Source organism: Streptomyces crystallinus (assembly GCF_039521265.1).
In the GTDB taxonomy this organism is placed as follows: domain Bacteria; phylum Actinomycetota; class Actinomycetes; order Streptomycetales; family Streptomycetaceae; genus Streptomyces; species Streptomyces crystallinus.
In genome coordinates this window covers 25,081-44,092 of sequence record NZ_BAAACA010000063.1, presented here as the reverse complement: position 1 = coordinate 44,092, position 19,012 = coordinate 25,081, and the positions used below count along the sequence as shown (strand labels likewise).

Annotated in this window: 13 protein-coding genes; 8 read left to right on the top strand and 5 right to left on the bottom strand. The window is 73.5% G+C overall.

The window, feature by feature from the left end; genetic code table 11:
- Nucleotides 1-197 precede the first annotated feature (197 nt).
- Nucleotides 198-2,609, top strand: a complete 2,412-nt coding sequence (gene lon / locus ABD236_RS32480; RefSeq protein WP_344080403.1) for an endopeptidase La — start codon at nucleotides 198-200, stop codon at nucleotides 2,607-2,609.
- 135 nt (nucleotides 2,610-2,744) lie between these two features.
- Here lon and ABD236_RS32475 read toward each other — a convergent pair whose 3' ends face one another.
- Together ABD236_RS32475 and ABD236_RS32470 are read right to left on the bottom strand one after the other, a co-directional pair.
- The gene (locus ABD236_RS32475) at nucleotides 2,745-3,536 is read right to left on the bottom strand and encodes a trypsin-like serine peptidase (protein ID WP_344080400.1); all 792 of its coding nucleotides are present in this window, start codon (nucleotides 3,534-3,536) and stop codon (nucleotides 2,745-2,747) included.
- Nucleotides 3,537-3,625: 89 nt separating this feature from the next.
- Nucleotides 3,626-4,450: a lysozyme gene (locus ABD236_RS32470; RefSeq protein ID WP_344080397.1), complete on the bottom strand. Its 825-nt coding sequence runs from the start codon at nucleotides 4,448-4,450 to the stop codon at nucleotides 3,626-3,628.
- Nucleotides 4,451-4,970: 520 nt separating this feature from the next.
- Here ABD236_RS32470 and ABD236_RS32465 point away from each other — a divergent pair.
- Together ABD236_RS32465 and ABD236_RS32460 are read left to right on the top strand one after the other, a co-directional pair.
- Nucleotides 4,971-7,754, top strand: coding sequence for a M4 family metallopeptidase (locus tag ABD236_RS32465; RefSeq protein ID WP_344080393.1), 2,784 nt, complete (start codon nucleotides 4,971-4,973; stop codon nucleotides 7,752-7,754).
- A 109-nt stretch (nucleotides 7,755-7,863) separates the two neighbouring features.
- Entirely contained in the window at nucleotides 7,864-8,340 is a 477-nt protein-coding gene (locus ABD236_RS32460) for a MarR family winged helix-turn-helix transcriptional regulator (protein WP_283141616.1), read from the top strand.
- A 116-nt stretch (nucleotides 8,341-8,456) separates the two neighbouring features.
- Here the strand turns inward: ABD236_RS32460 and ABD236_RS32455 are convergent, their stop codons facing one another.
- Nucleotides 8,457-9,248, bottom strand: a complete 792-nt coding sequence (locus tag ABD236_RS32455; RefSeq protein WP_344080388.1) for a hypothetical protein — start codon at nucleotides 9,246-9,248, stop codon at nucleotides 8,457-8,459.
- Between the two features lie 377 nt (nucleotides 9,249-9,625).
- Here ABD236_RS32455 and ABD236_RS32450 point away from each other — a divergent pair, with 377 nt between their 5' ends.
- The 5 genes from ABD236_RS32450 (at nucleotide 9,626) to ABD236_RS32430 (ending at nucleotide 15,101) form a co-directional block, all read left to right on the top strand.
- Nucleotides 9,626-12,277 carry a nitrate- and nitrite sensing domain-containing protein gene (locus ABD236_RS32450; RefSeq protein WP_344080385.1) on the top strand — a complete coding sequence of 884 codons (2,652 nt, stop codon included), beginning with the start codon at nucleotides 9,626-9,628 and terminating at the stop codon, nucleotides 12,275-12,277.
- A complete protein-coding gene (locus ABD236_RS32445) occupies nucleotides 12,274-12,759 on the top strand; it encodes a roadblock/LC7 domain-containing protein (RefSeq protein WP_344080382.1) in 486 nt (161 codons plus the stop codon). The genes ABD236_RS32450 and ABD236_RS32445 overlap by 4 nt, the downstream gene beginning before the upstream one ends.
- Nucleotides 12,756-13,154 carry a DUF742 domain-containing protein gene (locus tag ABD236_RS32440; protein WP_344080379.1) on the top strand — a complete coding sequence of 133 codons (399 nt, stop codon included), beginning with the start codon at nucleotides 12,756-12,758 and terminating at the stop codon, nucleotides 13,152-13,154. The genes ABD236_RS32445 and ABD236_RS32440 overlap by 4 nt, the downstream gene beginning before the upstream one ends.
- Nucleotides 13,135-13,764 carry a GTP-binding protein gene (locus ABD236_RS32435; protein WP_344080376.1) on the top strand — a complete coding sequence of 210 codons (630 nt, stop codon included), beginning with the start codon at nucleotides 13,135-13,137 and terminating at the stop codon, nucleotides 13,762-13,764. Before ABD236_RS32440 ends, ABD236_RS32435 begins: the two co-directional genes overlap by 20 nt.
- 86 nt (nucleotides 13,765-13,850) lie before the next feature.
- The gene (locus tag ABD236_RS32430; protein WP_344080373.1) at nucleotides 13,851-15,101 is read left to right on the top strand and encodes a styrene monooxygenase/indole monooxygenase family protein; all 1,251 of its coding nucleotides are present in this window, start codon (nucleotides 13,851-13,853) and stop codon (nucleotides 15,099-15,101) included.
- A gap of 328 nt (nucleotides 15,102-15,429) precedes the next feature.
- Here ABD236_RS32430 and ABD236_RS32425 read toward each other — a convergent pair whose 3' ends face one another.
- Together ABD236_RS32425 and ABD236_RS32420 are read right to left on the bottom strand one after the other, a co-directional pair.
- Entirely contained in the window at nucleotides 15,430-16,551 is a 1,122-nt protein-coding gene (locus ABD236_RS32425) for a C40 family peptidase (RefSeq protein ID WP_344080370.1), read from the bottom strand.
- 130 nt (nucleotides 16,552-16,681) lie between these two features.
- On the bottom strand, nucleotides 16,682-18,964 hold the full coding sequence (locus tag ABD236_RS32420) for a serine/threonine-protein kinase (RefSeq protein ID WP_344080367.1): 2,283 nt from the start codon (nucleotides 18,962-18,964) through the stop codon (nucleotides 16,682-16,684).
- Nucleotides 18,965-19,012 lie beyond the last annotated feature (48 nt).

Genomic DNA, 19,012 nt, shown 5'->3' with positions numbered 1-19,012 from the left:
CGAGCTAACGGCACCTATCTCGCAAGGTCACCCCGGACGCCGCAAGATCCCTCGCAACGTTGAACCGGACCTCGCAAGGTTCACCGCTACAGGACATACAAGGGGTGATCGCTCAGAGCGAACACCTCGCGGGGAACATTCCTGCGCTCACAACCATTGAGTCGGCATAGCTCAACTTGACTGCCGAAGGGGAGATCATGGCTCACTCGTCCGCACCGCTCACCCTGCCTGTGCTGCCGCTCGACGACGAGGTCGTGCTGCCCGGGATGGTCGTACCGCTGGATCTGTCCGACACCGAGGTGCGGGCCGCGGTGGAAGCCGCCCAGGCGGCCGCCCGGTCCGAGGGCTCCTCGGCCGGCAAGCCCCGGGTGCTGCTCGTCCCGCGCATCGACGGGGCCTACGCCGCGACCGGCGTGCTCGGCACCGTGGAGCAGGTCGGCCGGCTCTCCGACGGCGACCCCGGCGCGCTCATCCGCGGTGTCACCCGGGTCCGCATCGGCGCCGGGACCACCGGCCCGGGCGGCGCCCTGTGGGTCGAGGGCACCCAGGTCGAGGAGACCGTCCCCTCACCCCTGCCCGGCCAGGTCACCGAACTGGTCAAGGAGTACAAGGCGCTCGCCACCGAGTGGCTCAAGAAGCGCGGCGCCTGGCAGGTCGTGGACCGCGTCCAGCAGATCGAGGGCGTCTCGGCCCTCGCCGACAACTCGGGCTACTCGCCCTTCCTCACCACCGCCCAGAAGGTCGAGCTCCTGGAGACCGCCGACCCGGTCGCCCGGCTCAAGCTCGCCACCGAGCAGCTGCGCGAGCACCTCGCCGAGCAGGACGTGGCCGAGTCCATCGCCAAGGACGTCCAGGAGGGCGTGGACAAGCAGCAGCGCGAGTTCCTGCTGCGCCGCCAGCTCGACGCCGTCCGCAAGGAGCTGCGGGAGCTCAACGGCGAGTCGGAGGGCGACGAGTCCGACGACTACCGGGCCCGGGTGGAGGCCGCCGACCTGCCCGAGAAGGTCCGCGAGGCCGCCCTCAAGGAGGTCGAGAAGCTGGAGCGCTCCAGCGACCAGTCCCCGGAGGGCTCCTGGATCCGCACCTGGCTCGACACCGTCCTGGAACTGCCGTGGCAGGAGCGCACGGAGGACGTCTACGACATCACGGGCGCCCGGGCGGTCCTCGACGCCGAGCACGCGGGCCTGGAGGACGTGAAGGAGCGCATCACCGAGTACCTGGCGGTCCGCAAGCGCCGGGCCGACCGGGGCCTGGGCGTGGTCGGCGGGCGGCGCGGGGGCGCGGTGCTCGCGCTCGTCGGCCCGCCCGGCGTGGGCAAGACCAGCGTCGCCGAGAGCGTGGCGCACGCCATGGGCCGCAAGTTCGTCCGCGTCGCCCTCGGCGGCGTCCGCGACGAGGCCGAGATCCGCGGCCACCGGCGTACGTACGTGGGCGCGCTGCCCGGCCGGATCGTACGGGCGGTCAAGGAGGCCGGGTCGATGAACCCGGTGGTGCTGCTCGACGAGATCGACAAGATCGGCTCCGACTTCCGCGGCGACCCCGCCGCGGCCCTGCTCGAAGTCCTCGACCCGGCGCAGAACCACACCTTCCGCGACCACTACCTGGAGGTCGAGCTCGATCTGAGCGACGTCGTCTTCCTGGCCACGGCCAACGTCCTGGAGGCCATCCCGGAGGCCTTGCTCGACCGGATGGAGCTGGTGCGCCTCGACGGCTACACCGAGGACGAGAAGGTCGTCATCGCCCGCGACCACCTGCTCCCGCGCCAGCTGGAGCGGGCCGGGCTGGACGGCGGCGAGGTGGTCCTGGAGGAGGGCGCCCTGCGCAAGCTGGCGGGGGAGTACACCCGCGAGGCGGGCGTGCGCAATCTGGAGCGCTCGCTCGCCCGGCTGCTGCGCAAGGTCGCGGCCCAGTCCGAGACCGGTGAGCGCGAACTGCCCGCCACCCTCGGCCCCGACGACCTGCGCGCGCTCATCGGCCGGCCGCACCACGTCCCCGAGTCCGCCCAGGACCCGGCGGAGCGGCGTACCTCGGTGCCCGGTGTGGCCACCGGCCTCGCGGTGACCGGGGCGGGCGGTGACGTCCTGTTCGTCGAGGCGTCGCTGGCCGACCCGGAGACGGGCGCGGCGGGTCTGACCCTCACCGGCCAGCTGGGCGACGTGATGAAGGAGTCGGCGCAGATCGCGCTGAGCTTCCTGCGCTCGCACGGCGCCGAGCTGGAGCTGCCGGTGGCGGACCTGAAGGACCGGGGCGTGCACGTCCACTTTCCGGCGGGCGCGGTCCCCAAGGACGGCCCGAGCGCGGGCATCACGCTGGTCACCGCGCTCTCCTCGCTGCTCAGCGGCCGGCTGGTGCGCACCGATGTGGCGATGACCGGCGAGGTCTCGCTCACCGGCCGGGTGCTGCCGATCGGCGGCCTCAAGCAGAAGCTGCTCGCCGCGCACCGGGCGGGCATCACCACGGTGGTGATCCCCAAGCGCAATGAGCCGGACCTGGACGACGTGCCCGCGGAGGTCCTGGAGAAGCTGGAGGTCCACCCGGTCAGCGACGTCCGCCAGGTCCTGGAGATCGCGCTGTCCCCGGCGGCGGTGCGGGTGCCGGTGGCCGTGTAAGGCTCTGTGCCCCTTTTGCTCGGTGTCTGTCTGCGGGCCGTGGTGGGCTGAGCGCGCAGTTCCCCGCGCCCCTAGGTGGTCAGGGGCGCGGGGAACTGCGCGAGCAACCCACCACGGCCCGCAGGCGAAGCACCCCTATGCTCGCGCAGCGCGTTCGTACAGCCGTCGCGCCCGTGCGTCGAAGAGCACCGCCGTGGAGGCGACGTCCGTGTCGCCGCCGCTCAGCACGCCGATGAGATGGCCCAGGTGGTCCGGCCCCCGGTAGTCCGCCAGCCAGGGGCTGCCGCTGGTGCCGGTCCAGAACCCGGCGCAGTCGATCCGTACGTCGCTCTCCAGATCGGGGTCCGGGCGGGTGTCGGTGGTGCAGGCGATGGGCCGGTTCTCCGGGTTGTGGTCCTCGTCCGGGTAGCCGAAGACGGTGACCCGGCGGCGCGGCGCCGAGCCCCAGTCGGGCTGGGCGGCGCCCACCACGCTCTGCACACTGCGGCCCCTGGCGTCCGGCTCCAGGGTCAGGAAGGCGTAGTCGAAGGAGTCGTCGCCGTTCCCGGACCAGCGCTCGTCGGCCTGCACGGCCCTGACCTTCCAGGTCCCGTACGGGGTGGCGCCCTTGACCGCGCCGGAGTAGCCGGGCGCGAACTCCATCGAGCCCGCCGACCCGGCGTCCGCGCAGTGCGCGGCGGTGGCCACGACATTGCCCTTGGGGCTGGCGACGACGCTGGCGGTGCACCAGTGCCGGTCGCCGTCGACCAGCACGCCCACGGAGGGAATTCCCGAGGTGGCGGTGGCCGAGGACTGCGGGGCGGGCGCCGGTGGCACCTCATCGGGCCGGTCCTGCTGGGGCGCCGACGCGGCCGACCCGCCGCACCCCGTGACCAGGGCCAGCATCCCAGCGGCGGACAGCCGCCCCACCGTTCGCAGCACGCGCATGGCGACCATCCTGTCGTATGACGCGACCGGCGACGGTGAGGCCCCCGGCGCGCGTCGGCGCACCGGGGGCCTTCCCTGCCGCTCGCCCGCTAGCCGTTGGCCAGCGCCTGGAGCCGGTCGTACGCCCCGTTGAACTTGGAGTGGTCGCCGACCGTGGGGCCGGAGGAGGTGTACTGCCACATCGTGTAGTAGCCCCAGCCGGCCGGGAGGGCGCCCGGGTCGGTGTTGTAGCGGGCTATCCACAGCGGGTTGGTGGAGCCGAAGGCGACGGAGTTGCCGGTGCACTGGGTCCACCAGCTGGTGGCGGTGTAGATGACCGCGTCCCGGCCGGTGCGGGCCTTGTACTGGTTGACGAAGTCGCGGATCCAGCTGACCATCCCGGCCGCCGACTTGCCGTAGCAGGCGGCGCCGTACGGGTTCCACTCGATGTCGAGCGCGCCCGGCAGCGTACGGCCGTCGCGCGACCAGCCGCCGCCGTGGTCGACGAAGTAGTCGGCCTGGGCCGCGCCGCTCGTGGTGTCGGGGGTGGCGAAGTGGTAAGCGCCCCGGATCATGCCGACGTTGTACGAGCCGTTGTACTGCTGGGCGAAGTACGGGTTGGTGTAGTACGTGCCCTCGGTGGCCTTGACGTAGGCCCACCGCACCCCGCTGTTCCACAAGGTGGTCCAGGCGACGTTGCCGTTGTGGCTGCTGGTGTCGACGCCCTCTACCTGGGCGACTCGGGTGGAGCGCGGGAGCCCGCCGGTGCCGTCGTGGGCGGCCACACCCATGCCCATGGTGGCGGAGCCACGGGCGGGGGTCTGGGCCGCGCCCGAGACACCGGGGGCGGTGAGCAGGAGGGCGAGGGCCGTGAGGAGGATTCCGGCCGCGGCGAGGGGGCCGCGACGGGCCGTTCCGGGTCTGTGCACGGGCATTGCGTGCCTCCGAAAGGCGTGGGTGGGGGGACGTGCGGGGGGAATCGACATGTCGTTGTGGACATGTCATACGGAAAAAGCTACGCACGTAGACCGTGACGCGAAAGAGGTTCTGGAACTGTCATTGGCCCAGGCCTCTGGCGGCGCGGCGGCGGCCGGTGCCAGCTGCGCCGACCGCGCGCGGCCGCAAGTAACTTTCAGCCGTGGGCGGTTGGGGGCCGATCGGCCGGTCCCGGTGTCCCGTCCGCGTCCCCGCCCGGTCCTCCGGGTCGCGTTCGCGCCAAAGTCCCCATGTCAACACACAGGCCCCATTGAGGAGTTCGTCCCCCACAGGCTTGCATGGCCATGACCAGTCGGCGCCACCGGCGCCACCGCCTTCCGCGCGGCCGACGCCGCCCGCGGAGGGCACCTCGCAACGGCCCGTGGAGGAAAGACCTTGCACAAGCCCAGAGCAGGCAGAGCCGGAGCAGGCAGCACCCGGGGGAGCAGGACGGCCGGCTCACCGGCCCGGGGCGCGTCCGTGGCCGCGCTCCTCGGGGCGGCGGCGCTCCTCGCCACCGCGGTACCGGCGGCCCACGCCGCGCCCTCGGCGCAGGCGCCGGCCGCCGACGTCGTCCCCGGCACCGGCACCGCGACACCCGCCCTCGTCGACGGCCTCCACGAGAGCGCCGACGCCAAGGCGGCACCCGCCGACGCGGCCCGCAGCCACCTCGCCGCCAAGGAGAGCCGCTACCGGATAGCCGACCCCGGCCGCGACCTCACCCCCGTACAGACCCTGAAGCAGGGCGCGGACGAGACCGTGCGGCTCCAGCAGAAGCACCACGGGGTCGAGGTGCTCGGCGGCCAGTACGTGGTGCGGATGGAGAAGAAGGACGGCAAGCGCGTCGTCACCGGCACCTCCGGCAAGTACTTCACCGGGCTGACCGCGTCGACCGAGGCCACGGTCTCCCAGGACGTCGCCGTGCGCCGGGCCGTCACCTCGGTCGCCGCCCGTCTCGGCGGCGCCACCCTCGGCAAGAAGGACGTCCAGAGCGCCAAGGACGCCAAGACCAGGGCCGCCGCCGCGCTCACCGGGCGCGCGGGCGGCCTGGTCGTCGTCCCCCAGGGCGCCGGCGTCCTCACCTACCGGGTCACCGTGCGCGGCACCGACACCGCCACCGGCAGGCCGGTCCTCCAGGACGTGTACGTGGACGCGCGCGCGGGCTTCCCGGTGCTCCAGTACAGCCTGATCAAGACGCTCACCGCGGACCGGCCCGCGACGGGGAGGACGGTCGCGCCCCAGGCCCGCCAGGCACCTGCGGCCAAGGGCGACCCGGGCACCAGCGGCACCGGCGTCAAGTACAACGGCGACCAGGTCCCGCTGGACATCTACTACGACGAGACGGCCCGGCAGTACAGCCTGGTCGACTACGCGCGCATGGCGTCCACCAGCAAGAACACCCTGCACACCTGGGACGCCCGGGCGGTCGACGTCGACGACGCCTCGGGCCGCTGGCCGGCCGGGCTCAAGGAGTTCACCAGCGCCGCCCCCGACTACAGCGGCGACGCCACCGAGGCGGGTGCGGTCGACGCCCACTGGGCGGCCGGGCAGGTCTACGACTACTACAAGAAGGTGCACGGCCGCGACAGCCTCGACGGGCGCGGCATGGCCATCAACTCGCTGGTGGGCGTCACCTACGCGGGCGGCCCGTTCGTCAACGCCTTCTGGGACGGCCAGAAGATGGTGTACGGCGCGGGCGACGAGCAGTACAAGACGCTCTCCGCCGACCTCGACGTGGTCGGCCACGAGATGACCCACGGCGTGGTCGAGAACACCGCGAACCTCGTCTACGCGGGCCAGTCCGGCGCCCTCAACGAGGCGCTCGCCGACTACTTCGGCAACGCCATCGACGTCACCGCCGGCGGCGCGAAGATGGACGACCCGGACGCCGGGCTCATCGGCGAGGACCTGTGCCGCTCCGGCAAGCCCCGCGCCTGCGCCTTCCGGGACCTCAACGACGGCCGCACCACGGCCAAGGACTACCTGGGCGTCACCTTCGGCACCGACAACGGCGGCGTCCACCTCAACTCGACGATCTTCTCCGGCGCCCTGTGGGACATCCGCCAGGACCTCGACCCGAAGGACCCCTTCCTCGCGGACCGGCTGGTCTACAAGGCGCTCTCCACGTACATGACCCCGCTGGACGGCTACACCGAGGCCCGCAACGCGGTCCTCGCGGCCGCCAAGGACATGGGGCTCACGGCCCGGCAGCAGAACACCGTCAAGCGGTCGTTCAACGCCCACGGCATCGTGCCCGGCTGGGAGAACGCCATCGGCGTCGACTCCGACCGCCTCTTCGGCAAGTTGAACATCACCGGTACGGGCACGGCCGCGGGCGGCGGCTGGTGGGCCACGTCCAAGTCGAACGACGACGGCACCGAGGCCTACTCGGTCTACGCCGGGCGCGTCGACGGCCGGGGCACGCCCAAGCTGATCAGCCCCAATGACGGGCGCTTCCACGTCTATCCGGCCACCGACGGCAAGACGGTGGTGTGGGCCGCGTTCGGCACCTCCAGCGTCGACATCCTCTCCCGGCCGATCGCCGGCGGCCCGACCAAGACGCTCTACACCTCGTCCACCAACGTCCAGAACCTGCACGTCGAGAACGGCACGGTGGTCTTCGAGTCCTTCGACCCGTTCGGCGGGCGGCACGTCGGCTTCCTCAAGCCCGGCGACCGCGAGCCCACCTGGGTGGACGGCGGGCGGTACGAGCTCGGCACCGCGCTGCCCTCGCTGAAGAACGGGAAGATCGCGTACGCCAAGCTCTACCCGGGCGAGAGCGACTACCGGATCGGTGTCGAGACGTACGACCTCGCCACCGGCGCCACCAAGCTGGCCCAGCAGCTGGGTGAGCCGCAGGCCGTCGGCCAGACCGGCATCACCGGCAAGAACGTGTTCTGGCTGGTCGACGAGAACCTCGCCGACCAGGGGCAGCTGGCGGTGCGCCGCGCCGCGCTCGACGGCACCGGGGCGGTGGACATCAGCGCCGAGTCGGGACCGGGCGCGCTGATCCCGTTCGACCTGACGGCGGCGGACGACGCGGTCACCGTGAACACCCTGCTGCCGGACACCCAGTACCGCAATGAGACCCTGCCCAAGCTGTGGCAGCTCAGCGCCGACGGCACCCGCAAGGAGCGCCTCTCCTGCAACCGCGGCGAACAGCTGTACCCGTCCGCCGCGGGCGGCCGTCAGGTCGTGTGGCTGGACGGCACCACCGGCTGGACGGACCTGGTCACCCGGGAACGGCCGGCCGGCACCTGCTGAACGCGCTCCCGGGAGGACACGGAATTGAGCCAAAGGGCCCCCGGCGCACTCCGCCGGGGGCCCTGCCCGCGGGGGACTGGGAAATACTGTCCCGTCTAGGCAGCGTGGGATGGGAGCTGATGTGCACGGTCCGGACCAGGAGTTTCTCGCACTCGAACGCGAGCTGGCGGTGTTCCTGAGGCGTGCCCGGGCGTCCTCCGGCGAGATGGCCCGCGCGGTCCATCCCGAGCTGGAGGCCGCGGCCTACGGGCTGTTCGTGCGCCTGGAGGAGGGCGGCCCGCAGCGGGCCACCGAGCTCGCCGCGTACTTCGGCGTGGGCAAGGCGACCATGAGCCGCCAGCTGCGCGCCCTGGAGGACCTGGGCCTGGTCGCCCGCGAGCCGGACCCGGCCGACGGCCGCGCCTCGCTGGTCCGCCTCACCGAGGAGGGCCTGGCCCGCTTCCGCCGCGTCCGTGACGCCCGCCGCGCCCAGTACGTCACCAAGCTGGCGGACTGGGACCGCAAGGAGATCGCCGAGCTGGCCAGACTGCTGCACCAGCTGAACGCGAGGGCGGACATGCAGGAACCGGGGGCAGCGCCCCGTTAGGGGGCGCGGGGAGGATCCCGCCGCGCCACGGCCCCCTGCTTTTAGGGGCGCGGGGCGGTGACATGTGCGGCTCCGCCGCGCGGGCGCGACCAGCCCAGGACAACCGGTAGCCGCGCTCAAAGCTCCACATATACGGCGGTGGCGTCGTCATGCGTCTTACTGCCCCGCAGAAACGTACGACCGGCGTCGACATCCGCCCGCTCAAGCTCCCGCACCCGGTCGATAACCCCCTGCGGCCCCGCCTTGGCCAAGAGCGCAAGACACCCGCCCCAGTCGCCCTCGCGAAACATCTCGACCCACCGGGTCGCACCGTCCGTCAGCGCCGCAAGCGAACGCACAGCCCCCCGCGGCGTACGGCCCGAGACCGCAACCTCGGCCACCGAGGGATCCGCCGCAGCGGTGAAGAACCCCCCTTCCCGGTTACGGGCCACCGCGTCGGCCACGTCGTCCGACACCAGCACGGACCGCGGCACCCGGTCGAGCCGGTCGTCCAGGACCGCCCGGACCACCCCGTCCGGCGACTCCAGGAGCAGCGCGGAGTCCGAGAGCACCAGATGCTCCACCGCCTCCTCGTCCCACCGCGCCAGGACCACGGTCGCCTGTGGCGTACGGGGGTGAGAAAGGTCACAGGTGCCGCGATGGGCGTCGGCGGTGCGCCGGATGGACTCGGCGAGGATCTCGGTGAGCGGCATGTCACGCCGCGAACCGGACAGTTCGGTCAGCGCGCCGCCGAGCCGAGCCGTGTACCAGGGCACGTCGTGCACACAGTCGCCGTTCCCCGGTGGCGGGGTCACCCCGTCGAGCACCACCAGCACCCCGCCCCGCCCGGCGGCGGGCAGCGCGGTGGCGGCCCAGTCCTCGTTGGGGCGTGCGGGGTCACCGGGGGCCGTGGCGAGTTCGATGCGCATGGCGCCAGTCTGCACGACACCTTCACCCGGCCCCCAGAGCGGCCAATTGGCCTGGACCACTGGGCCGGAGCGGGGCTCGCGGCCCTGGAAGAAAGCCCTCCGGAAGCTGTGGGCGGGCATCCTGCCAAAGGCCGCGCGGAAGTTCCAACCGGCCTCGCACACGAGCGGCGGCAGCCATTCCGCGGGAGTTGAAGGCCAACTCCCGAGTGTTGTTCACTCGTTCGGGTGGCGGAGTGGATGTTGCATGCCTCCTTCCCAAAACCACTGGAATGGTCGGAAGCCGTGCAGGGGTGGGAACGCGTCGCAACGGCGCAAGAGACGCATGACCGGTCGTCACCTCGGCTTCATGGGTGGACGAGTCAAGATTGAGAGCACCGGTGCAGAACAAGCGGCCTCGGGGCAAGGACGGCGAGACCGTCGAGGGCGCCGTGCACGCCCCCACGGAACCCGCCACGCGCACCGTGCGCGTACGGACCCGGCTGGTCACCTCCGTCGCCGTGGTCTCCCTGACCGTCCTGGGCGCGGGCGCCCCCACGCTGCTCACCGCCTCCTCCGACCTCAACGAGTCCCAGCGCCTGGTCACCCTCGCCGAGCTCGACCAGCAGGCCGTCACCCTGGCCCACGCGCTGGCCGACGAACGCGACGACGTCACCGCGTACATCGCGGGCGGCCGCGACCCGCGCAAGGACGCCGCCCTCAAGGACCGCGCCACCCGGGTCGACCGGCGCATCGACGAGATCCGCGCCACCGCCCCGGCCGCCCTCGGCCGCGACCTGGCCACCGTGCCCTCGCTGCGCCGCACCGCCCTCACCGGCAAGGGCACCGCCCTGGAGGCGCACCGCACGTACTCGGACGTGATCGCCAAGCTGCTCGGCCTCGCCGACGAGCTGGCCGCGAAGACGCCGCCGCGCGCCGCCGAGGCCACCCGCGCCCCGGCCGACCTCGGCCGCGCCGTCGAACAGGCCTCCGCCGCCCGGGGTCTGCTGGTCGCCGCGCTCTCGGTGCCGCAGAAGCCCGCCACCACGGTCTACGACCCGATCACCGGCCGCTATGTGCAGAAGGACGCGGCCGACGGCGAAGAGGCGCGCACCCGGGACGCGTTGAGCGCCGCCGGGCAGCAGGCGCGGGTGCGCGAGCAGTCCGCGCTCGCCGACTTCGACCAGTCCGCCTCCGCCACCGCGCGCGAGAAGCTCTCCACCACGGTGACCGGCCCGGACGTGGACGCCGCCGAGCGCTATCTCGCCCGCCTCACCGACCAGCCCCAACTCAGCACTTCCGACCGTAAGTTGGGTGCGGACAAGGTGGCCGCCGCGCTCACCGCGCGGATCGACCGGATGCGCGGCACCGAGTCGGCGCTCGCCACCGCCGAGGCGAAGCGTTTCGCGTCGCTGCGCGACGACGACGTGACCGGCCTCGAACTGCGCATCGCCCTCGTCGGCGCGCTGCTGCTGCTCGCCGTCGGCGTCTGCGCCGCGAGCGCCCGCAGCATGACCCGGCCGCTCGCGGCGCTGCGGCGCGGCGCGGCCCGGCTGGCGGCCGCCCCCGAGACGGAGGAGCCGGTCCGCTTCACCGGCCGCAGCGACGAGTACGCCCAGACCGTACGGTCCCTCAACGCGCTCCACGACCGGCTGCGCGAACACGCGGGCCGCGCCGACACCCTCGGCGCGCAGCTGCACGAGGCACGCGAGCAGCAGACCGCCCTGGCCGCCGAACGGGCGGAACTCGCCGAGTCCGTACGGGAGCTGACCGCGCAGCTGGAGCGGGCGCGCGGGACCGTGCAGCACACCTTCGTCAACCTCGGCCTGCGCAGCCTCGGCCTGGTCGAGCGCCAGCTCGGCATCATCGAGGGACTGGAGGAGCGCGAGCAGGACCCGGACCAGCTCGCCACGCTCTTCAAGCTGGACCACATGGCCACGGTCATCCGCCGGCACGGCGAGAACCTGCTGGTCCTCGCGGGCGCCGAACACCACCACAACCACCCGGGCCCGGTCCCGCTGGTCGATGTGCTGCGGGCCGCCGTCAGCGAGATCGAGCGGTACGAGAGGGTCGTCATCCAGGCCCTGCCGCCGCACGCCCAGGTGGCCGGGTTCGCCGCCGACGACCTCAGCCATCTCGTCGCCGAGCTGCTGGAGAACGCCACCTCGTTCTCGCCGCCGGACGCCCAGGTCCAGCTCTCCGGCTGGCAGCTGGAGAGCGGCGAGGTCATGCTCTCGGTCCAGGACGAGGGCATCGGGATGAGCCCGGCGCGCCGCACCGAGCTCAATATGCGGCTCGCGGACCCGTCCACGTACGAGCCGGGGGAGCCCGGCACCGAGACCGGCGGTCTGGGACTGCACGTCGCCGCGCTGCTGGCCCGGCGCCACGGGGTGCGGATCGAGCTGCGCGAGCAGAAGCAGGGCGGGCTCGCGGCCGTGGTCGTGCTGCCCGAGCCGATCCTGCCGAAGACGCCCCCGGCCGCTCCGCCGCAGGTGGTACCGGCGCAGGGCGACGCGCCGCGCTTCACGCTGCCGGGCGCGCTGGCGGAGGCCAACTCCAACCTGCTGCCCGAACGGGCGGAGCGCACGGCGGAGATCCCGCTCCCCGCCCAGCCCCAGCCCCGGCCCCAGCCCCAGGCCCAGGCGCCGGCGCCCGCCCCGGCGGAGGCGGACACGCACGAGCGGGTCGACGAGCCGACGTTCGAGATGCGGCTGCCGACGGAGCCCGTCAGGGAGACGGCACCGGGGCCGGAGCCCGCCGGGGAGACGGCACCCGAACAGCAGCCCGCGCCCACCGTCCCCGCCCAGCGCGTCACCGACAAGGGCCTGCCCAAGCGCACCCCGAAGGTGGTGAAGTCGGGCCCCGCCGCCCCCGCCCCGCGCAAGGGCGGTGCCGAGGTGGCCGACGCCCTTCGACGGCGGCTCGGCGGGTTCCAGCAGGGCGCCCTGGAGGGCCGCAGGCACGCCGAGACCGAGATCCAGGAAGCACAGAGCGAAGAGAAGAAGCCACAGAGGCCACAGACGGGGGAGACAGTCGAGGAGGCACGCAGTTGACTGCGACCGGCACCGGCACGTTCGGACTGAGCAGCGAAGCCCGCAATCTGCACTGGCTGTTGCGGAACCTGGTCGAGGAGGTGCCCGGCCTCCTCTCGGTCGCGGTGGTCTCCTCGGACGGCCTGCTGCTGCTCTCGTCCGACCCGGACCAGCGGCCCGCCCGCACGGGGCCCGGCCCCGAGGGGCCGCGCGGCTCCAGCGCCGACCTCGCCACCATCGTCTCCGGCATCGGCAGCCTCACCCACGGCGCCGCGCGGCTGATGGACGGCGGCGGGGTGAAGCAGACCGTGGTCGCGATGGAGGAGGGCAACGTCTTCGTCATGGCGATCAGCGACGGCTCGCTGCTCGGCGTGCACGCCACGCCGGACTGCGATGTGAGCGTCGTCGCGTACCACATGGCCCTCTTCGTCGGCCGCGCCGGACATGTGCTGACCCCCGAACTCCGCAGCGAGCTGCGCCAGTCGATGGAGGCCGTCCAGTGAGCCCGTCCGCCCCCAAGCTGCCGATACGAGGCGCCGGCCGCAAACCCGCGCGGGTCCGCCCGTACAGCCTGACCGGCGGTCGCACCCGCTTCGGCCACGTCCTGCTCGTGGAGACGTTCGTGGCCGCCATCGAGGCGCCCGAGGAGCGCCGGGCGCTGGGCGGGTCGCCGCTGCGGATGATGCCGGAGATGCGGGCGATCGTGGAGATCTGCCGGGCCATGCGTACGGTCGCGGAGATCTCCGCGCTGCTGCGCATGCCGCTGGGCGTCGTCCGGGTGCTGCTCAGCGACCTGGCCGACCAGGGAAGAATCCGGGTGTACGGGACCGGGCACGGCCCCGGGCGGCCCGACCGCGCACTGCTCGAAAGGGTCATGAGTGGACTCCGCCGCCTCTGAACTCCTGGCGCCGCCCGAGCCCGCCGAGGAGGAGCTGCGGCCCTGGCAGCAGGACCGCACCAGGGCCCCCATCGCGACGAAGGTGGTCGTGGCGGGCGGCTTCGGCGTGGGCAAGACGACGTTCGTGTCGTCCGTCTCGGAGATCACCCCGCTCCAGACGGAAGCGGTGATGACCCGGGCGAGCGAGGCCACCGACGATCTGTCGTCCACGCCGGAGAAGACCACCACGACGGTGGCCATGGACTTCGGCCGCGTCACGCTCGACGACGACCTCGTCCTGTACGTGTTCGGCACGCCCGGCCAGCAGCGGTTCTGGTTCATGTGGGACGACATCGTGCGCGGGGCGATCGGCGCGGTGGTGATGGCCGACACCCGCCGGCTGACCGACTGCTTCCCGGCGCTCGACTACTTCGAGAGCTGCGGCCTGCCGTACATCGTGGCGGTCAACCACTTCGAGGGCACGGAGTCGTTCGCGCCGGAGGACGTCCGCGAGGCGCTGACGGTGCCGCCGCACATCCCGGTCGTGATCATGGACGCGCGGGACCGGATCTCGGTGGTGGAGTCACTGCTGGGGCTGGTGGGTCACGCGCTGGACGAGCTGCCGGAGTAGCGGGTCGGCGGCTCCGTTTTCTTGGTTCGCCCTTTTTCGTATCTGTCATATCTGTCGTATCTGCTGACGTATCGGAGAGCACTCGCATGCGGAGAATCCTGATAGTCGGGGCCGGTCAGTCCGGGCTCCAGCTGGCCCTCGGACTCCAGTCGAAGGGGTACGAGGTCACCCTGATGTCCAACCGCACGGCCGACGAGATCCGCTCCGGGCGGGTCATGTCGACGCAGTGCATGTTCCACACGGCCCTCCAGCACGAGCGGGATCTGGGCCTGAACTTCTGGGAGTCCCAGGCCCCCCGCATCGAGGGCGTGGGCGTCTCGGTGGCCGGCCCCGACGCCTCCCGGCCGGTCGACTGGGTCGGCCGGCTGGACGGCTTCGCGCAGTCCGTCGACCAGCGGGTCAAGATGGCGGGCTGGATGGAGACGTTCGCCCAGCGCGGCGGCCAGCTGGTGATCCATGGCGCGGCCGTCTCCGACCTGGACTTCTTCGCCCGTACCTATGACCTGGTGATGGTGGCGGCGGGCAAGGGCGAGCTGGTGTCCATGTTCGGCCGCGACGCCTCGCGCTCGCCGTACACCGAGCCGCAGCGGGCGCTGGCGGTGTCGTACGTGCACGGGCTCGGGCCGCGCCCCGAGCACCCGGACTTCGACGCGGTGCGCTGCAACCTGGTGCCCGGGGTGGGCGAGCTCTTCGTGATGCCGACGCTGACCACGTCGGGCCGGGCGGACATCCTCTTCTGGGAGGGAATCCCCGGTGGCCCGCTGGACGTGTTCCAGGGCGTCACGGACCCGGGCGAGCACCTGTCGCTGACGCTTGAGCTGATGGAGCGCTTCACTCCGTGGGAGTACGCGCGGGCCACGAAGGTCGAGCTGACGGATGCCGGGGGCACGCTGGCGGGGCGGTACGCGCCGACGGTCCGCAACCCCGTCGGCAGGCTGCCCGGCGGCGGCCTGGTCCTGGGCGTGGCGGACGTGGTCGTCGCCAACGACCCCATCACGGGCCAGGGCTCCAACTCGGCGTCCAAGTGCGCGGCTTCCTACCTCGCGTCCATCGTGGAGCGGGGGGAGGAGGCGTTCGACGAGGAGTGGATGCGGGGGGCGTTCGAGCGGTACTGGGCCACTGCGGGGCCGGTGGTGAAGTGGACCAACGCGATGTTGGGGGCGCCGCCGGAGCATGTGCTTCAGCTGATCGGTGCGGCGTCCGCGCTTCAGCCGGTGGCGGATCGGTTCGCGAACGGGTTCGATGACCCCTCGGACTTCGAGGGGTTCTTCTTCGAGGAGGAGAAGGCGGCGGCGTACTTGGCCGAGGTGGGAGCCCCCACCCCGCCCCTCCCCTAAACCCCTCTGGCGGGGGGCCGGGGGCTGCGCCCGGCGGGGCCCGGCCTTTGTCTGCGGGTGAGTGGTGGGCTGGTCGCGCAGTTCCCCGCGCCCCTTCTTGTGCCCGGTCTTCGTCAGCGGGTGAGTGGTGGGCTGGTCGCGCAGTTCCCCGCGCCCATGGGTGGTTCGTCGGCTGCGGGTCGTGGCCGCTTCTCGCGCAGTTCCCCGCGCCCCTTAGGTAGGCCCCGGCTGTCGGAGTACTTGGCTCAGCCACAGGTTTTTAGGGGCGCGGGGAACTGCGCGACCAGCCGGCCACGGTCCGCAGACGAACAGCTCAGGGGGACGGGGGCTAATCCTCCGGCTCCGGGGCCGCCGCCTCGTCCGGTCCCGCCCCCACCGGCAACCGCACCGGCCGGTACGACCGCACCGGCGAAGCCGCAGGGTCCGGCCGAACCGCCCCGAGCAGCGGATTGGCCGCGATCGGCGAGATCTTCACCCGCGCCCCCGGCCGCGGCGCCTGCACCACCAGCCCGTCCCCCACGTACAGCGCCACATGCGTCGCCCCGGGGTAGTACACCACCAGATCCCCCGGCCGAAGGGCCCGCAACGGCACCCGCCGCAGCGACGCCCACTGCTCCTGCGACGTGCGCGGAATCTCCCGACCCGCGTGCGCCCACGCCGACGAGGTGAGGCCGGAGCAGTCGTACGAGGACGGTCCCTCCGCCCCCCAGACGTAAGGCTTTCCCACCTGTCCCACCGCATACCGCAGCGCCGACTCCCCCTCCGGCGACGGCGCCCGCACCCCGTCCAGCGCCCCCGTCGCCAGCAGATCCCGCTGCGCCTTGGCCGTGCCGTCCCGCTCCAGGCGGGACAGCTCCAGGAGCTGGTCCTCGCTCAGGGACGCGAGCAGGCCCTCCACGTCCTTGAGCCGGGCCCGCACCTCGTCCCGCGCCCGCCGCCGGCGCTCGGCCAGCAGCCTCTGCTCGTCGAGCGCCTTGCGCGCCGCCCGCGCCAGCGCGTCCGCCTGCTTCTCGCCGCGCGCGAGCCGCGCCAGCGACGCCCGGCGGCCGTCCGAGGCGCGCCGCATCAGATGCCCCTGGTCGAGCGCCCCCTGCGGGTCCCGCGCCAGCAGCAGCTGCATATACGTGGAGAGTTCGGTGCGGCCCTGGTACTGCTCCCGGGCCAGCCGCCCCGCCTCCTGGCGGCTGCGGGCCAGCGCGACCCGCGCCCGGCTCAGCCCGGCCGCCACCTTCTTCTCGTCCGCCTTGCGCAGCTTGAGCTGCTCCTCGGCCGCGTTGTACGCCTCGGACGCCTCCTCGGCCTGCCGGTACAGCGTCTGCAACTGCGTCAGCAGACCGGTCACCGAACTCTCCGGCGGAGTGGGTGCGGCCTGCGCCGTGGGGACCGCCGACACGAGCGCCGCCGCGACGGCCGCCGCCGTGCACACCGTACGCAGGGATCTTTCTGACACGTGGTCACCTCCGGTCGGATGGTGGCACGGTGATCCGGGGCGGGGCGCGCCGAGCCGGGTGAACGGTGCGAATCCCTCCCTCGTACGGCCGTATCCCGGTGCGGGCGCTTGCCCGGCGGGCCTGCGGCCGCTACCGCACCGGCAGCGCGTACAGCGTCGCGCCGTGCCACACCACCGCCGTGTCCGTGCCCGCCGCCACCGCCCGGTACGTGCCCCGGTCCGCCGACTGCTCCTTGGTGCCCGCGTCCTGGAACTTCCACAGCCGCTCGCCGCTCGCCGCGTCCAGCGCCGTCACCTGGAAGCGGTCGAGCGCCAGCACCGTACGGCCGGACGCGCTCGCCACCGCGCGGGTCTCCACCGGGCCGGCCGGTGCCAGGTCCGTCGAGCCCACCCACACCTCCCGGCCGTCCGCCGCCGCGACCGCCGCCAGCTTCGTCCCGTTGTCGGGGGCGTACACAACGCCCTTGCTGAGCAGGGGAGTTCCATACGCGGAGGCGCCCTTGCCGCGCTGCCAGCGCTGTCGGCCGGTCTCCAGGTCGAACGCCTGGAGGCCGCCGCCCGCCGTGGTCAGCAGCACGCCGTCCGGCGACAGCACCGCCCCGTCGGTGGGCAGCACCGCCCCGTACGACTTCGCCCACAGGTCCTTGCCCGTCTTCGGGTCGACCGCGAAGAACTCCGCGAGCACCTGCTTGGCGCCCTTGGGCGGGCTCGCCGCCGGGCGCCGCGCGATCAGCCGGCCGCCGACGGCGCTCGCCCACTCGAACGTCTCGCCCCGGCCCAGCGGGCGCCGCCACAGCGTGGTGCGGCTCGCGATGTCGTACGCGTACAGCGCGGTGTCCTTGCCGGCCGTGGCCGTGAACCACACCGTCGTACCGTCGTGCGCGCGCACCTCGGGGGTGCCCATACCGGGCACGATCTGGGTGTACGCCACCTTCTGGCGGACCGCGCCGTCCGCCACCGCGAACCAGGTGAACTCGGTGGGACCGACCCCGAACGCCACCGCCGGGTCCGGGCCGGCCGGCTGGAGCTGGGCGAGCCCGGCCAGCTCGGGGCGGTTCCACAGCTGGCGGCCGGTGCGCAGGTCGACGCCGGTGAGCGCGGCGCCGGGCACGACCAGGACCGCGCCCTGGACCAGCGGGGTGCCCAGGAGCTTGCCGCCCGGGACCGCGTAGCCCCAGCGGGCGGCCGGGGGCGTGCCCGGCACGGGGCGCGGCGGGGCGGCGGGCTTGCTGTCGGCGGCAGGCGCTCTGCCGTCGTCGCCGTCCCCGTCGAACGCCAGCACCCCGGCCGCGCCGACCGCGAGCCCGGCCACCGCCGCGAGCCCGGCGGTCAGCAGCGAGCGCCGGTCGGCGGCGAGCCGGGAGAGGGTGCCCGCCGCGGGCGGGGCCGGGGTCTGTCGCGGCGGTACGGGCAGCGGCTGCGGCGCCGACCAGGCGGGTTGCGGGGGAGCGGCGGGGTGGCCGTCGGGTGCGGGCGGCGGCGCGGCGGCGGGCTCCGGCACCCGGTCCGCCACCACGGCCCCGGGCAACTCCTGCGCCCGCGCGGCCCGTTCGGCGATCGCGGCCGTCACCTTCGGCGGCAGCCACCCCGCACCGGGCGCCGGGGCGGCCCCGCCCGGGATCAGCTCGGCGGCCACCTCGGCCGGGGTCGGACGCGCCCCGGGCGCCTTGGCCAGACAGCGCCCGAGCAGCGGGCGCAGGGCGGCCGGGACCGGGGTCAGGTCCGGGACGGAGTGCGCGATGCGGTGGGCGGCCGCGTCGGCCGGCCCGGAGTCGAAGGGGCCCGCGCCCCCGGCCGCGTACGCGAGGAGCATGCCCAGCATGAAGACGTCGGCGGCGGGTCCGGGCTGTTCGCCCGCGACCTGCTCGGGCGTCAGATAGCCGACGGTCACCCCCAGGCGCCCGCCCTCGCCCGCGCTCGCCGCGCTGGCGCCGCCGAGCACGCCGAAGGCGGTGACCAGCGGTCCCTCGGCGGTGAGCAGGACGACGTCGGGGCCCAGGCCCTGGAAGGCCTCGCCGGTCACCGCGTGTGCCCGCTCCAGGGTGGCGGCGAGCGCCGCGCCCAGGGTGCGCACGGCGTCCTCGGGCAGCGGTCCGGCGAGCGCCACCGCCTCGGCGAGGGTGAGCGCGGCCGTGAACGGGGTGGCCAGCCACGGCAGCCACTCCTCGGGGCCGGTGGCCAGGACCGGCGGCACCCAGGGCCCGGCGAGCCGCTCGGCGGCCACCGCCTCGGCGCGGAAGCGGGTGCGGAACGCGGGCAGCGCGGCCAGGTCGGGGCGGGCGGCGGTGACCGAGACCCCGCGCCCGTCCGCCCCGTGGGCGAGGTAGACCCGGGCGGTGCCGGTCTCGCGCAGCCTGGCCCGCATCCGGTACGGACCGAGCTCGCGCGGTTCCTCGGCGGTCAGCGCCTCCATGGTTCAACTCCCCCTGCGGCACGGCGTGGACCAGCGAGCCTATCGCGC